Annotated in this window: 13 protein-coding genes; 6 read left to right on the forward strand and 7 right to left on the reverse strand. The window is 64.7% G+C overall.

The window, feature by feature from the left end; genetic code table 11:
- Nucleotides 1–75: 75 nt before the first annotated feature.
- From JQT59_RS09720 to JQT59_RS09745, 6 genes are all read left to right on the forward strand, one after another.
- Nucleotides 76–1,176, forward strand: coding sequence for a LuxR C-terminal-related transcriptional regulator (locus JQT59_RS09720; protein ID WP_213575946.1), 1,101 nt, complete (start codon nt 76–78; stop codon nt 1,174–1,176).
- Nucleotides 1,173–2,369 carry a helix-turn-helix transcriptional regulator gene (locus tag JQT59_RS09725; RefSeq protein ID WP_213575947.1) on the forward strand — a complete coding sequence of 399 codons (1,197 nt, stop codon included), beginning with the start codon at nt 1,173–1,175 and terminating at the stop codon, nt 2,367–2,369. The genes JQT59_RS09720 and JQT59_RS09725 overlap by 4 nt, the downstream gene beginning before the upstream one ends.
- A gap of 340 nt (nt 2,370–2,709) precedes the next feature.
- Nucleotides 2,710–3,162: a ketosteroid isomerase-related protein gene (locus JQT59_RS09730; protein WP_213575948.1), complete on the forward strand. Its 453-nt coding sequence runs from the start codon at nt 2,710–2,712 to the stop codon at nt 3,160–3,162.
- Nucleotides 3,163–3,195: 33 nt separating this feature from the next.
- Complete coding sequence (locus JQT59_RS09735; protein WP_213575949.1) at nt 3,196–3,699, forward strand: ketosteroid isomerase-related protein; 504 nt, start codon at nt 3,196–3,198, stop codon at nt 3,697–3,699.
- A 2-nt stretch (nt 3,700–3,701) separates the two neighbouring features.
- Complete coding sequence (locus JQT59_RS09740; RefSeq protein ID WP_213575950.1) at nt 3,702–5,276, forward strand: AMP-binding protein; 1,575 nt, start codon at nt 3,702–3,704, stop codon at nt 5,274–5,276.
- 63 nt (nt 5,277–5,339) lie between these two features.
- Entirely contained in the window at nt 5,340–6,839 is a 1,500-nt protein-coding gene (locus JQT59_RS09745) for an aldehyde dehydrogenase family protein (protein ID WP_213575951.1), read from the forward strand.
- 336 nt (nt 6,840–7,175) lie between these two features.
- On the opposite strand, the gene JQT59_RS09750 is transcribed toward JQT59_RS09745, so the two are convergent.
- From JQT59_RS09750 to JQT59_RS09780, 7 genes are read right to left on the reverse strand one after another with little or no spacing between them, the layout of a single operon-like run.
- Nucleotides 7,176–7,778: a TetR/AcrR family transcriptional regulator gene (locus JQT59_RS09750; RefSeq protein WP_213577594.1), complete on the reverse strand. Its 603-nt coding sequence runs from the start codon at nt 7,776–7,778 to the stop codon at nt 7,176–7,178.
- 25 nt (nt 7,779–7,803) lie between these two features.
- Nucleotides 7,804–9,387 carry an AMP-binding protein gene (locus JQT59_RS09755; protein WP_213575952.1) on the reverse strand — a complete coding sequence of 528 codons (1,584 nt, stop codon included), beginning with the start codon at nt 9,385–9,387 and terminating at the stop codon, nt 7,804–7,806.
- Between the two features lie 29 nt (nt 9,388–9,416).
- Nucleotides 9,417–10,571 (reverse strand): acyl-CoA dehydrogenase family protein, encoded by a 1,155-nt coding sequence (locus tag JQT59_RS09760; protein ID WP_213575953.1) that lies wholly within the window; start codon nt 10,569–10,571, stop codon nt 9,417–9,419.
- 41 nt (nt 10,572–10,612) lie between these two features.
- Nucleotides 10,613–12,409 (reverse strand): acyclic terpene utilization AtuA family protein, encoded by a 1,797-nt coding sequence (locus JQT59_RS09765; RefSeq protein ID WP_213575954.1) that lies wholly within the window; start codon nt 12,407–12,409, stop codon nt 10,613–10,615.
- Entirely contained in the window at nt 12,406–13,227 is an 822-nt protein-coding gene (locus JQT59_RS09770) for a TIGR03084 family metal-binding protein (protein ID WP_213575955.1), read from the reverse strand. Before JQT59_RS09770 ends, JQT59_RS09765 begins: the two co-directional genes overlap by 4 nt.
- A complete protein-coding gene (locus tag JQT59_RS09775) occupies nt 13,227–14,006 on the reverse strand; it encodes an enoyl-CoA hydratase/isomerase family protein (protein ID WP_213575956.1) in 780 nt (259 codons plus the stop codon). The genes JQT59_RS09770 and JQT59_RS09775 overlap by 1 nt, the downstream gene beginning before the upstream one ends.
- Nucleotides 14,007–16,010, reverse strand: a complete 2,004-nt coding sequence (locus tag JQT59_RS09780; RefSeq protein ID WP_213575957.1) for an ATP-binding protein — start codon at nt 16,008–16,010, stop codon at nt 14,007–14,009.
- Nucleotides 16,011–16,013: the final 3 nt, after the last annotated feature.

Consider the following 16,013-nt stretch of genomic DNA (forward strand, 5'->3'; position numbering starts at 1 on the left):
GTGCCGCAGCATCCCGAGGATGGACGTCGCCGACATAGCGGCAATGGATGCCCCGCACCCCGAGATGGAGGAACAGTGAATACTTCCGCCGCCCCGCCGTCCGTCGCCCACCGGCTGAGCGAGATGGCGGCCGCGATGCGAGAAATGGCGGGGATGGAGGCCGCCGAGACCCGAAACGCGGATGACACGATCGATGAGACCACTGCTTTGTCCGCCATTCTCGAGGAGCTACACCACGCGCAGGGCGTCCTCTACGAGCAGGCCTGCCTGACTCCCCAGCAAGGTCTCGAGCGAGTGCTCGGTTCGCTGGCCCGCCTGCGCTCGACGGCGGCCGGGCCCGGCCAGTTCTTCAGTAGCTCGGCCGAAGAACTCTGTACCGCAGGAAGATTCGACCGGGTTCTGGTCTCTCGCATCCAGGGTTCGATGTGGATTCCGCACACCCTGCACCTGGTCTCCGAGGCCATCTCCGCCGCGCTGCGCAACTATCTGAGCGATCTGGAGATCCCCTTGAGCGCGTCACCGCTCGAGGCCGATGTCGTACGGCGCCGGATCCCAATGCTGGTAAGCGATGCCGGGGCAGAAACCCGGACGTATCGTCCGCTCATCAGGTTGTCGAGGACCACAAGCTATGTCGTTGCGCCGGTGGTGGTCGACGGTACGGTCGTCGCCCTACTTCATGCCGACACCAATATCTCCGGGCGGGTGCTGACGTCCGCGGACCGTGACATCGTTCGGTTCTTCGCCGACGGGCTGGGACCGATCTACGAACGGATGGTGCTCACCGAGCGACTGCGTGAGCAGCGTGACCGGCTCGGTATGGTCTTCAGCGCCACGGAAGCGATGATCGACGACGTGCACGGTGGCCCGCTGACCCTCGACGCCCCCATCGGGATGTTGCCTCCGGCGGTGGTCGATCCTTCCCGGCCGCAGAGCGGATCGTCGGAGGTGGCGGTCGTAGGGCGGCCCGAACGGCACTTGACCGCACGCGAGGTCGATGTGGTGGAACTGCTGTCGAAAGGCGCGTCGAACGCGGAAATCGCTGCCCAGCTGACCGTGTCCGAGAGCACGGTGAAATCCCACGTGAAACACATCTTCCGCAAGTTGGGTGCCACCAACAGGGCCAGCGCCATCGCGCGATACGGAAAGATGAAACGTTCGATGGGACGGACGCTATGACACAGGCATTGATCGCAACGACGCAGCACCAGACGGCACGGGGATCCTTGCAGGGATGGCGACGCAAAGACATCGAGCTGATCACTCGGCTGGAGGCCATCCGGGACGAGATCTTCGCTGATGTCGGTTCGACCACTCTTCCCGGGATCCGGCACGAGCGTCCCGCCCATTCCGCAGAGGCGATCTCGGTCCTGACGCATCACTGCGTCGACGAGCTGCGACGGGCGGCGGGAGCCGACACTGCCAAGGTGGAGCGGCTGACCAAGACTGTGCTCGACTTGCAGCAGGTGGCGATGGATCTGTACCTGAACGAAATGGGCCGCAGGACCGAACGTCTGGCCGAGTGCTCGGCGGGACTCCACCGGTTGCGGACCGTCCCGAGCACCTCCGACCTCCTCGACCGCCTCTGTGAGGACGTGGCCGTTCGTTGCGGATTCCGGCGGGTGGTGTTGTCGCGAGTCGAGGCGGGAACATGGAAACCGTGGAAGGCGTACCTGGGCGAGGGCGATGAATCGGACTCATGGTTCACCGACTGGATCGATCGCGGGATACCGTTCGACGAGCGGGCTCCTGAGGCGCGGCTGCTGACTGATCATCGGCCGGCGATCGTCTACGACACGGAAAACGCGCCGGTATACCGGCCGATCATCGTCGAGTCGGGTCGCTCACGCTCGTACGTGGTCTCCGCCCTAGTTCTCGACAACAACGTTGTCGGTTTGCTTCATGCCGACCACTTCCCGGTTCCGAGCCGGATCGACGAGATCGACCGCGACGTCCTGTGGGCGTTCACCGAAGGGGTCGGCTACATCTACGAGCGGACGTCGCTGATGGAGCGGTTGCGGAGTCAACGCGACCAAATCAGGGAAATCCTCTCCTCGACCGTGGCGACGATGGACGAGCTGTGCGAATCGGGAATGGCCTCGGCCGGCCGGGCAGACTCCGATCCTGCCGGAATCGACCCGTCGGCGGACTTCGCCTCGCGCCCCAGCTTGGTCCCGCTCGCCGAATTCACCGCCCGCGAACAAGAGGTATTCACATTGATGGCGGCGGGGGCGACCAACAACGACATCGCCGAGTCCCTCGTCATCACAGAGGGGACGGTGAAATCGCACGTCAAGCACATCCTGCGGAAGCTCGGTGCGACCAATCGTTCACAGGCCATTGCCTGGTCGATCGGAAACCGCATCGCGTAGTCGATTCGGCACCATCTCATCAGCGTCACGCCGCCCGGCACTCTGCCGGGCGGCGGTTCTATTCCGGCGCCAACCTATGTTCCCGGTGCGCCCGTTTCGGTACTGACGACCGCTCGCAGCCGTGTCGGCATTCCGGACCTGCCGGCTCGGTGATCGTGGTCCCGATCCCCAGCGCCTCCTCGTCGGAGTATCCCCCTGTTGAGGGGTGGGTTTCCTCCCCAAGTAAGTCGCCGTCGGTGTGACCTACGCAATACCGTGAAGGTGTTCCTGAAGTGAGCGGAGCACATCGATATTCGAGTATCCGCGGGGACCATGACAACCACCGAGGAGAGCGATATTCATGAGTCATTCCTTTGCTGTCAAGTGGCTGAAGGCCTTCCGAGAAAGCCCTGAAGCGGTCGTGGCGTTGTACGCCGACGGCTTCCTCTTCGAGGATCCGATCCTCGGCCAGAAGATCACCGACAGGGACGAGCTCCTCCGCGTTTTCGCGCCGTACGCCAACAAGGACACCGAAAACGGCATCGGAATCAACAACTTTCGGATCGACGAGGTTGTCGGCGACGAGAAGTCGGCGATCTACCGGTGGACCTGGAAGGCGCCCACGGCGACCGCGTTCGTCGGAGTCCCGACCAACGGGAAGGTGCCCGGGGCGCGGGGAATCACCTTCCACATCTACAACGAAGCCGGCCTCATCACCCGGGAAGCGAGCCTGTGGGATGTCGCGACTGCGGTGGCGGACCTGGGACAGCCCGTCGACCCGTCCAGCGTGACCAAGTCCGCTGTCCTCGTCTGACACCGAACCCTGCGAAAGGAAGCTACGAACACCATGAGTAAGCACGAAGAGCACGCCCGGCGCTGGATCACCGCATTGACCACCGACACCGGGGCGGCAGTCGCCCTGTACGCCGACGACCTGGTCTACGACGACCACGCCGATTCCGACCACGTCACCGACACAGCCATCACCAAAGATGAGCTGGCGCCGAAGCTGGCCCCGTACGCGAACACCGACACGGCCAACGGTGTCGGCCTGCACTCCTTCGAGATCACCGACTCGTTCCCGGTGGCCGGCGTCGCCGGAAACCCGGCCGTGGTGATCCTGTGGAACTGGACGGGCACCGGTCTCGCCACTTACCGCGGAGTTCCGACCGAGGGTAAGACGCTGTCCACCCGCGGCATCACCTGGCACCAGCTCGACAGCGACGGACAGATCGTCCGTGAAACGACGTACTGGAACGACACCCCTGTGCTGCAGGAACTCGGCATCCCGATCGTGACGCCGGAGTACTGGGTCGAGGGATTCGACCCGTCCGTTCTCGTTGGATCCTGACCATGTGGGGGCCGTTGCCGGACGTGCTCGATCGGGCATGTACCTACTACAAGGACAACGTCGCGATCGTCGATGGTGATCGTCGGGTGACCTATCGCGAGCTTCTCGACTGGCGCAACCAGGTAGCGAACGGACTCGTCTCTTTGGGGCTGCAGAAGGGCGAGCGCGTCGGTCTTCTGATGCCCAACTGCTTGGAATTCATCCCCACGCAGCATGGGATCTGGGCGGCTGGCGGGGTGTTGGTACAGATGCCTACTCGCAATGCTGCCAACGCATTCCGGTCGAGTCTCACGCAGACCGATGCCACCACGCTGATCTATCACGCCCAGTTCGACGCAGTCGTCGCCGAGATCAGAGGTGACCTGCCGAAGCTGCAGACCGTGATCCGGATCGGGAGCAGTCCGGCTTCGGCGCCCCCCGAGATCGGCGAAGTGTTCGGCTACGACGGACTCTTCCGCTCGCAGCCGACGGTTCGTCCCGAGGTGGAGATCGACGTCCACGACGAGGCGTACGTCCTGTTCACCTCGGGGAGCACCGGGGACCCCAAGGGTGTGGTCAACTCGCACTTCACCTGGGGCCATTACAGCATCACCGCGGGTCTCGAGATCGGCGACATCGCCTGGGGTGAGGTCTTCGCGCACGGTGCGCCATTGACGCACTACACGCAGATCTTCGTCATGCCGACGTTCCTGCGGGGCGGCACCAACGTGATGCTGCCCGGGTTGGACGTGGACACACTGCTGAGCACCATCGAGCAGGAGAAGGTGACCGCCACCGCCGTCGTACCCACCATCATCTACCTGTTGCTCGACCATCCGCGCCGCGAAGCGCACGACCTGACGTCGCTGCGGACGATGATCTACGCGGGATCTCCCATCGCCCCCGACCGCCTGCGTCAGGCGCTGGACGTGTTCGGCCCGATCTTCATCCAGGCCTATGCCGGGACCGAACCCGGGTACGTCTCCTGTCTGCGCAAGAACGAGCACCGCGTGGACAGCGAGGTGTGGATCAAGCGGCTCGCCTCGGCCGGTCGCCCTCTGTTCCACGTCGACGTGACTATCCAGGACGAAACAGATCAGGTGTTGCCGCTCGGCGAACCCGGGGAGATCGTGTCTCGGCAGCTGGGACAGATGCTCAGCTACGTCGACGTCTCCCGCAACGCCGAGGCGCTGCGGGACGGCTGGGTGCACACCGGCGACATCGGTCGTCTCGACGAGGACGGGTTCCTCTACATCGTGGACCGTAAGAAGGACCTGGTGGTCACCGGCGGGTTCAACGTATTTCCGAGACAGGTTGAGGATGCCCTGGCCGGCCATGCCGCAGTTGCGCAGACTGCAGTGATCGGAGTCCCACACGAGAAGTGGGGCGAAGCGGTACATGCGGTCATCGTCCTCAAGAGCGGTGTCACGGCAACCGAGCAGGAACTGATCGATCACGTCAAAAGGGAGATGGGCAGCGTCCACGCGCCCAAAACGGTGGCATTCGTCGACACCCTTCCGGTCAATCCGGCCGGAAAGATCGACAAGAAGTCGATCCGTGCCCCGTTCTGGGAAGGGCGGGCCCGCCAGATCAGCTGACCATCGAAACGTTCGACACCGCACTGCTGTCGCTAGTCACACCAGAGAAAGAGGAGCACGCCGATGAGCGTCCCGCACTACTCGCTCTATATCAACGGCGAATGGGTTGATACCGGCGAGAACTACGAAATTCGCAGCCCTGCAACCGAAGAACTCGTCGCCACCGTCGCCAAGGGCGGTGTGGCGCAGGTCGACCAGGCCGTCGCCGCGGCCAAAGCGGCGCACGAAGAGGGCACCTGGCGGCGTACCCCGCCCGCGCAACGAGCTGCCCTGCTCAACGATGTCGCAGGCAGGCTCGGCGGCCGTATCGATGAGCTCGCCGCCCTCCAGACACGGGAGAACGGCGCCACCATCCGGATCACCGGGGCCCTGCATATCGGGCTGTCGATCGCACAGATGCAGTACCTGGCCGACCAGGCCGCCACGTACGAGTTCGAGACGGCGGGCCCCGAGATCGGTCCGGTGCCGGCCGAAGGCCTCGTCCGGCGCGAGCCGCTGGGTGTGGTGGCGGCGATCGTGCCGTGGAACATTCCGCTGCTGGTCATCGTGTGGAAGATTGCCCCTGCCCTCGCAGCGGGCAACACGGTCGTCCTCAAACCCGACGAGCATGCGCCCCTGGTGGCACTCGAGCTGGCGAAGGAGTTCGAGGCGGCGGGACTGCCGCCCGGCGTGCTCAACGTGGTGACCGGCGACGGAGAACCCACCGGCGCGCACCTGAGCGGACACCCCGACGTGCGCAAGGTGGCCTTCACCGGTTCCACCGTGGTCGGCAAAAGCATCCTGCGTCAGTCGGCCGACACCGTGAAGCGAGTGACTCTCGAACTTGGCGGCAAGGGACCGAACATCATTCTCGACAGCGCCGACCTCGACACCGCGATCGACGGCTCGCTGTTCGCGGCCCTGGCCAACAACGGCCAGGCCTGTGAAGCCGGCACCCGACTGCTGATTCCCTCGAGCAAACGCGACGAGATCGTCTCGCGGCTGGTCGAGCGGGCCCGCACGCTGAAGGTCGGTGATCCGCTCGACCCCGCGACCGGAGTCGGGCCGATCATCTCCAAGGTCCAGCATCAGCGGATCCTCGACTACTTCGCGATCGCCGAAACCGAGGGCGCCAAGGCCGTGATCGGCGGCGGCGTTCCCACCGGTCCCGGGTTCGACAAGGGCTACTGGATCGAACCGACCATCTTCGTCGGTGTGACCAACGACGCCAGGATCGCACGTGAAGAGGTGTTCGGACCGGTCCTGGTCGTGCTCACCTACGACTCGGTCGAGGAGGCGATCAAGATCGCCAACGACACCGATTACGGACTGTCCGCCGGGGTATGGGGCGACGAGGAACAGGCGATCGAGATCGCCCGCGAACTCGATGCCGGCATGGTGTGGATCAATGACTGGCACGTCATTCATCCCGCCTACCCGTTCGGTGGATTCAAGCAGAGTGGTCTGGGCCGTGAAGGCGGTCCCCATGCTCTCGACGAGTACACCGAGGCGAAGTTTATCTCGTTGAATCGCTCTCCGGGTCCGGAGGCGCGTGCCTTCGCGATCGTGATCGACCCGGCTTGATAGACACGGCCCCTGCACGATTCATCCCTCGGGATCGTGCAGGGGCCGATGCCTGTTCTGCCTCATAGCCGGACTGCCCGGCAACTTCGTCGTCTTCCCGTCCACCTTCTTCGAAAGGTGAGAATCGGGGCCGGCGGGCCGATCATCATGGTGCTACAAGACGAGCTTGTGGCGACGGGTTCGATCGCCGCTATCGGGGGGCTCTTTTCGTATCGGTGCGCCACGCTTGTCCGAAGCGCAGGCGGTGGACGATGTCGAGTCGGAGACAGCGGCGGCGGTTCGATCGGAGGAATCCTGCATGGTCATCCCGATGCCCGCCGCAGGACTCGTGCGGTGCTAGGTCGTCGTCGAACTGACTCCGAGGACCGCGAGTGCCGAATCGGCAAGAATCTGCCGGAGGCGGTCGATCGGTAAACCGACGCTGTGGAACAAGCTGGACTGAATCGCCCCGATCGCGGCGTGCACGACCGCCCGGGCCTCTCCGTCATCGAGATCCGAGCGCAGTTCGTCGACCAGGTGTACCCACTCCTCGATGTAAAGCCGCTGCTTTCGCCGCAGGCGCCGTCGGTCGGCTTCGGGGAGGTTGTGGATTTCGTTGTGGTAGACCTGCGCGACCTCACGTTTTCCGACGACGAATTCGATCTGTCCTTCGACCAGCTCACGCAGTGCCTGTTCGAGTCCTATTCCACTGTCCAGGGTGCGCTCCGCGTCTGCGAGCAGGCGGTCTATCGCGCTGTCGAAGAGTTCGACGAGGACGGCGGACTTGCTGTCGAAGTGCCGATAGATCGCTGAACCGGTGATCCCGGACGCGGCACCGATGTCGGCCATCGACACAGCATTGAAGCCATTGCGCGCCACCAGGTCGGCCGCGGCGGCCAAAATCCTGTAGCGGCGCGCTGGGTCCCGCGTTCGTACCGGCTCGGTTCTGTCGTCGATCATCCCACTACTCTTCACCATCGTCGTATCACCTTCTTTCATAGTGCTCGGCAAACCTGTCCCGAACCACGTTCTTCTGGATCTTGCCAGTCGAGGTTCGGGGGAGTGCATCGACCACGATGATCGACTTGGGGGTCTTGTACGGATCGATCAATTTCTTGATCGTGCTGATCAGTGTCGCGGGGTCGACCGTGGTGCCGGAGGCCGGCACCACGACCGCGGTGATCGCCTCGCTCCATCGGTGGTGGGGGAGCCCGACGACAGTTGCTTCCGCGATGTGGGGATCGGCCTGATAGATGGCGCGCTCGACTTCGAGGGACGAGACGTTCTCGCCGCCGGTCTTGATGACGTCCTTGAATCGGTCACTGAACCAGAGGATGCCGTCCTCATCGAACCGTCCGATGTCGCCGGAATGGAACCATCCGTGGGCGAAGGCCTCGGTGGTGGCCTCGGGGTTGTCCAGATATTCGGTCATGGTGTGCGGGCTTCGGTAGACGATCTCCCCCTCGTCTCCCGCGGGCAGGAGCCGGCCGTCCGTTCCCATGATCGCCGCTTGCACCCCGATCACCGGCGTTCCGACGGCACCGGTGTGGGTCAATTGGTGTTCGGGCCGGAACAGTGTGGTCGTCGGACTCATCTCCGTTTGGCCGAACAGCAGGTAGAAATCGCAGGCGAAGACGTCGATGCAGCGTTCGATGAGATGCCGCGGCATGGGTGCCATGGCGTACAGCGCGCGGCGAAGCGAGGACAGATCGCGGGAGCCGATGTCCGGATGTTCGAGCATTTCGCCGTACATCATCGGGAGGGCGAAGATCTGGGTGATCCGTTCGGACTCGATGAGCGCCAACAGTCGGCGAGCGTCGAAGCGTCGTTCGATGAAAATCGTGGCCCCGACCATGATCGCCGCGGTGCAGTGGGTGTTGAGTTGCGCAGTGTGAAACATCGGCATCATTGCAACGAACCGATCGTCCTCACGGAACTGCGCCTCGAGCGCCATGGTCATCGATTCGAGGTAAATCGCAGCGTGGTTTCCCACCACACCTTTCGGGAACGAGGTGGTTCCACTGGTGTACAGGTATGACAGCGGGGCGCGGTCGGCGATTACATGCTCGGGTTCGGAATCCGGTGAGCCGTTGGACAGGTCCGCGAAGGCGGTCACGGTGGGATTCCCTGTGGTGCCGTCACCGTCGATGAGGAAGATGTCAACGGCATCGACGGTATCGGCGAGAGCCTCGTGGACTCGCGGCAGGATTTCGTTCTCGGCGATGACCGCTCTCGCCGCGGAATGGCCGATAACATAGGAGATTTCGTTTGTACCCCAGCCGAGGTTGATCGGCACGCACACGAGTCCCAGTTTCGCGCAGGCGTAGTAGGTGACGAGGAACTCCGCGCGATTACTGGACGCGAGGGCGAGCGCGTCGCCGCTGCGAAGACCGTGATGGTGCAGGCCATGGGCCACGCGGTTGACCCAGCTGTTGAACTCGCCGTAGGTGAATCGGCGGTCCCCGTCGACCAACGCCAGTGCCTCGGGTCTGCGCCAGGCCGCCCGGGTGAGGCTGTCACCGACGTTGATCCGGTGGATCAGGTTGCAACCGATTTCGCTGGTGGACATCGTGTTCCTCAATTCGTGGGAGGGCGCTGTCAGTAGGACCGGGGCAGTTGCAGGCTGTGTTGGGCTACGTAGTTGAGGATCATCTCGCGGCTCACCGGGGCGATCCGGAGAAGCCGGGCAAGCCCCCACTGCGGGAGAAGCCCGTAGTCATTGCTCAGTCCGTTGCCGCCGTGCGTCTGGATGGCGGCATCCGCCGCCGCGACCGCGGCCTCGGCGGCGGCGTACTTCGCCACGTTCGATGCCTCGGCTGCGGGTTTTCCGTGCTCGTACAACCACGCGGCCTTCGCAGTGGCCAGGGCGGCCAGCTGCACCTCGATCTGCGCCTTGGCCAACGGGTGAGACAGTCCCTGATACATCCCGATCGGCTGGCCCCAGACCGTGCGTGTCCGGGCGTACTCGGCCGCGCGGCCCAGGGTGAACCGGCCGACTCCGACACAGATCGCGGCGCCGGTGATCCGCTCGGGGTTCAGGCCGTCGAAGACTTGGGAAAAACCCTCGTGTTCGACTCCCAGCAGGCTGTCGGCCGGAACACGTACGTCGTCGAAGTGCAGGGTGAACTGCTTTTCGGGCAGCGCGACCCCGACCGGGAGGGCGTGCTTGATCAGCCCCGGGGCGTCGGTGGGGATCAGAAACAATGACAGCTGTGCCCGGCCGGTCGCCTCGTCGTGCCCGGTACGGGCGACGACCACGAGCGCCTCCGCCTCATCGACACCCGAGATGTAGTACTTCGTGCCGTTCAGGAGGTAGTCCTCGCCGTCGCGAACGGCGTGGGTGGACAGTTGGTGCGTATTCGAACCTGCGTCGGGTTCGGTGATCGCGAAGACCACTTTGGTCTCGCCCGACGCCATGCCCGGCAGCCATCGCTGACGTTGGTCGTCGCTGCCGTACTTGGCGATCAGTTCCCCGGAGATGGCGCTGGAGACGAGTAGGAGCAGCAGCGGACAGCCGTGGGCGGCGGTTTCCTCGCAGACCAAAGCCAGCTCCGTCATGCCGGCGCCGCCTCCGCCGTACTCTTCCGGGAGGTTGATGCCTATGAATCCGCTGTGACCGAGCGCCTTCCATAGTTCTGTGGTCGGCTCATGCGCTAATGCGTGGCGGGTGTAGTAGTCGGGACCGAACTTTGTGGTGATGTCGGCGACCGCCTCGCGGATCGCGACGTGCTCGTCGGACTCGGTGAACTCCATGGTGGTTCCTCCGGTGGGGGCGGCGGTCGCCGCCGGTGGCGTCAGTTGGTCTCGGGGAGCAATGCCATCGGGATGTCAGTGTGCCGGGCGCGCAGGTACTCACCGAGACTCTTGGCCTGTGCGTCCGTGCGGGTCGAGGACGCCACGCCGTCGCCCAGGAACCCGACGATGACGAAGTTCAGTGCCCGAAGGTTCGGGAGCTCGTAGCGGTGTACGGGCAGGGACGCCGCCTCGGGAACCAGCTCGACGAACTTGGCGACGGTCAGGTGCCGGCGCAGCCAGTTCCACCGCTGCGGGGTGTCGGTCCACACACCGACATTTGCCTTGCCGCCCTTGTCGCCGGAGCGAGCGGCCACGACGGACCCCAGTGGGAGACGAGTGGTCGGTACCGTGTCAGCCACGTCGTCGTGCGGAGTCGGCGGTACGGAAGTCGGTGTCGTTGCCGGCGTTTGGGTTCGCGGGCAGTGGTCGATGATTTCCTTGGTTCCGTCGCCGTGGAAGACCACATGTTCGATTTCGTCGGCCGGGATGAGCGAGGGCCAGTAAACCCCGAATTCCGATGCCGAAGACGGCGGGGTGGTGGTGTGGAAACCGGCATAGCCGGCGACGGCAATCTCGGTGACCGAGTTGGAGAAGGCGCGGTCGACCTTGGCGCGATCGGCGTCTTTGACGGTGACCCGCAGGTGCGCTGTCGATTGGGCGGCGGTGGGCGGGTCGGGAATGTCGTAGCGGAGCAGTTGAATGTCGACGTCGTCGAACTTTTCTTTTCCGCCGAGGATCTCGAACAGCTCGTCGACCGCCCAGGCGGCCTTTTCTTCGATGTCGAGTCCGGTGAGGACCAGGGTCATCGTGTTGCGGAAGCCGCCGATGTAGTTCATCGCGACCTTCAGGTCGGGCGGCGGGGGGCTTCCCGTGGTTCCCGCCACCCGGACCCGGTCGGTCCCTTCTTGGGTGATCTCGATGGTCTCGAAGTGCGCGGCGACGTCCGGGTTCAGGTAGAGGGGGCCATCGATCTCGTACAACAACTGGGCCGTGACGGTTCCCACGGACACCAGGCCTCCCGTTCCGGGGTCCTTGGTGATGACAAAGCTCCCGTCGTGCGCAATTTCGGCGATCGGGGAGCCCGGGTAGCGACGATCGTGCACTTCCCGGATTTGTGAATAGTTGCCCCCCGTTGCTTGCGGGCCGCACTCGATGATGTGTCCGGCTGCCACCGCCCCGGCAAGGGCGTCGAAGTCGGTGCGCCCCCAGCCGTGCCACCACGCGCTGGTGCCGACAACGAGTGCTGCGTCGGTGACGCGTGGACAGATCACCACGTCGGCACCGTTGTTCAGTGCTGCGGCGATACCCCAGCCACCGAGGTACGCGTTCGCCGACACCGGGCTCACGCCGGCCTCTGCCAGCGTGGTGCCCTTGTCGAGGTGCCGGAATTCGTGCCCGTCGGCCAGCAGTGATTCGAGTCGGGGCCGGATGTCATCGCCCTCGAGATGCGCGACGGACAGGTCGAGCCCCTGATCGGCGATGAGCTTGCGGACCTCGTCGGCGAGACCGGCAGGATTGAGGCCGCCCGCATTCACGACGATCTTGATTCCCTTGGCGGCGCAATCGGCGAGTGATTGACGGGCCTGGGTGAGGAATGTTTTCGCGTAGCCGGTGGCGGGGTCCTTCTTGCGGGCCTTCCAGAGGATGAGCATGGTCAGTTCGGCCAGGTAGTCGCCGGTGATCACATCGACCGGGCTGCCGTCGACCATATCGCGGAAGGCCGAGAGCCGGTCGCCGTAGAATCCCGATGCGTTGCCGATACGGATCGGCCGACGCGGGCCGTCAGACTTTCTCATCGGGTTCCTCCAGTGGTTGACGGGGTGGCGAGGCTGGGTCGGCCGGGGCCGGGGGCCCCGGCGAAGGCTTGGGCGATGCCCATCCAGGTGTGGGCGACGGGGCCGGTGACGACGAGGCGGGTGTCGGCCACGTTGCGTCGTTGCGTGACGACGAGGACGAAGTCCTCGGCCGAACCAACGACGGAGTTCTCGGCGTCAGCGGGTCCCCACGTCCACACACTGGCCTCGGGGTGCGGGGCTTGCAGTACCACTCGGACAGGATGGTCTGGCACGGGCAGCCCATTGAGCTGGTGGGCGAAGGCGAAGGTACTCACTCCCAGGTGTGCGATGCTGCGCAGACCAGGACTGGCCTGGTGTCGTAGGCCGAGGGCATCGTAGATATCCCGGCCGTGTGCCCACGTCTCCATCAACCGTGCGGTGGCCGAGGAGGCGGCACTCATATCGGGTCCGTACCAGGGCATCCGTGCCTTCGGATCGGTTCGTCGCAGCGTCTCGAGCAACGCGTTTCGCGAGCGGACGAACCACTCTTCCAGGTCCCGGTGGGACATCGTCCGTAGGTCACGAGCGATCCGGTCCGGAAAATCCATTCCGCCGGCGATCAGGGCGGCGGATTCTTCGCGGAACCGTTCCGGATCCTCCACCGCGGTTCTCGCGGCATCGTCGAAAAACGCCAAATGCGAGACCTGATCGCGCACGGCCCAGCCGTCGGCGGGAGTATCGACCTCCCATTGATCCGGTGTGAGACCACGGAGAATGAGGACCAGCCGGACAGTTTCGACGTCGAGGTCATCGAGAAGAGCCTCGTAGTCCAGTGCCATCAGTGCCCCTTCCAGGAGGGACGCCGCTTCTCGCTGAAGGCGAGCATTCCTTCCTGCGCGTCGTCGCTGAGGTAGACCGGTTCCCAGATCTCTTCTGCCATCTCGAACGCTGCCGATAGTGCATACTCGGCGGTCAGCTTGGCGGTCTTCTTCCCGGCACCCACAGACAGAGGGGCATTGGCGGCGATCAACTCCGCGAACCTCTGTGTGGCTTCGGTCAATTCGTCGGGCTCGACGACCTGGTTGACGAAGCCGATCTCGTAGGCGCGCTGCGCTGTCAATGGGGCGCCGGTGAGGACGATTTCCATCGCGATCCGTTGCGGCACCATCAGCGGCAGCGGAGCCGCCCAGGGTGAGCCGCGGCCGATCTTCACCTCGGAAATGGCGAAGGTGGCCGTACTCGAGGCGATACAGAGGTCGCAGGTTTGTGCCAGCAGGAAGCCACCGGCGAAGGCGGCACCGTTGACGGCCGCGATGGTCGGCTTGTCGACTTGGATGTTGCGGCCGAACTGGGGAACGAAGTCCACGGGCGGGACGGTGAGTTGGTCCTGGCTCATTTCCTTGAGATCGCCGCCGGCGCAGAACGCCTTGTCGCCGCTGCCGGTGAGGACGAGGACCTTCGCGGACTCGTCGTCGTTGAAGCGCCGGACGCCGGCGAACAGGCCCTCCCGCACCGCGCGGTTGAGACTGTTGCGGGCATCAGGCCGGTTGATCGTGAGCCATGCGACGGAATTGCGCACCTCGTAGGTGACCGCCGCGGTGGAGGTGTCGTCAGTCATCTATGGGCCCTCCTGCCCGTCGTGCACCACGGCAAGCACGGTGCCGGAGTCGACCTGCTGGCCGACGGTGACGGGAATCTTCGTCACCACTCCGTCGATGGGGGCCTTGACCGTGTGCTCCATCTTCATGGCCTCGAGCACGACGACGGCGGCGCCGGCCGTGATTTCGTCTCCCTCGGAGACCTCGATCCGTACGACTGAGCCGGGCATCGGCGCGAGTAGGGAACCGGATTCCTGCACATCGCTCGGGTCGGGGAATCGTTCCACCTCGTGCAGTTCGGTGGCGCCGAGGGCGCTGTTGACGAAATGCGCGGCACCATCGCGGACGATCGAATAGCGGCGGCGCACACCCTCGATGACCGCATCGACCAGGGTGGGGGAGGTCTCGATGAGCTCGATGCCTTCGATGTCGCGGCCGTCGACGGCCGCGTTGACCCGGTCGCGGAGAAACTCGTATGCGATCTCGATGTCGTTGTCGCCGTCGCGGAACAGCACTGCCTGCGGTGCGCTGCGAACGGTGCGGAACCCGGAGGGAAGTCCCGGCAGCGTCGCCGTCGTTGCTCGGCGCTCGGACTGAACGGCAAGTGCGGCGACGAGCGCGTGGGTCGCGGTGGTGGCGTCGTCGTTGACGCGGCCGGCGGTCAGATCGGCGACCGAGTGCCGGTCGAGGTAGCCGGTGTCGGTCTGCCCGTTGCGGAACTCGGGTTCACGGAGAATTCCGATCAGCAGATCGCGGTTGGTGGTCACGCCGTGGATGAGTGATTCGTCCAGGGCCCGGGCCACCCGGTCACAGGCCTCTTCCCGGGTACGGCCAAATCCGATCACCTTCGCCAGCATCGGATCGTAGAAGGTACTGACAGTGGACCCCGATGCGAATCCCGCGTCGACGCGGATGCCGGGAAGGTCGGCGATCTCGAAGGTGGTCAGCTTCCCGGATACCGGCACGAATCCGGCCGGCACGTCCTCGGCGTAAAGACGAACCTCGACAGCGTGTCCGTTGAACTCCGGTGATTCGATCTCGGGGGGCAGCTTCTGGCCGGCGGCAACGAGGAGCTGTCCTCGCACCAGGTCCGTTCCGGTGACGAGCTCGGTGACCGGGTGCTCCACCTGAAGTCGGGTGTTGACCTCGAGGAAGTAGAACGCGCCATCAGGTGCCATCACGAATTCGACGGTGCCGGCACCCTCGTAATTGAGCGCCTTACCCGCCGAGACCGCGGCGGCGCCGAGTTCTTCCCGCAACTCCCGGTCGACCGCCGTCGAGGGCGACTCCTCGACAATCTTCTGGTACCGACGCTGGATGGAGCACTCTCGTTCGCCCAGGTGAACCACGTTGCCGAAGCTGTCACCGAAGATCTGCACCTCGATGTGCCGCGGCGACTGGACGAACTTCTCCAGGAAGACGGTGCCGTTGCCGAACGCCGACTGGGCCTCGCGGCGGGCGCTGCGGACCGCTTCGACGATCTCGTCGCGGTCGTTGACGATCCGCATTCCGCGGCCACCGCCGCCGAACGCGGCCTTGACCAGGACCGGCAACCCGATGTCGTCTGCTGCCGACCGCAGCCGCTCCGGATCTTCGTCGGATTCGCTCTCGATCACCATCCCCGGCAGCACCGGGACCCCTGCATCCGCCATGATGCGCTTGGCCTCGATCTTCGATCCCATCGCCGCGATCGCCTCGGGCGAGGGACCGACAAAGATGATGCCCTCGTCCTTGCATCGTCGTGCGAAGTCCTCGTTCTCCGAGAGGAACCCATAGCCGGGGTGGATGGCGTTCGCGCCGGTTCGGTGTGCGGCCGCGATAACCAGATCGACCCGAAGGTAGGTGTCGGTGGGGGTGGTGCCGGGAAGGTGGATGGATTCGTCGGCCTCGAGGACGTACGGAGAGTCGCGATCGGCGTCGGAATAGAGCGCCACCGTCGAGATGTCCATTTCGCGCGCCGTCCGGATGATGCGCGACGCGATTTCGCCTCGGTTGGCGATCAGCAGCTTGGTGATCGTTGACACTGC

It is taken from the genome of Rhodococcus sp. USK13 (assembly GCF_018343855.1).
In the GTDB taxonomy this organism is placed as follows: Bacteria; Actinomycetota; Actinomycetes; order Mycobacteriales; family Mycobacteriaceae; genus Rhodococcus_F; species Rhodococcus_F oxybenzonivorans.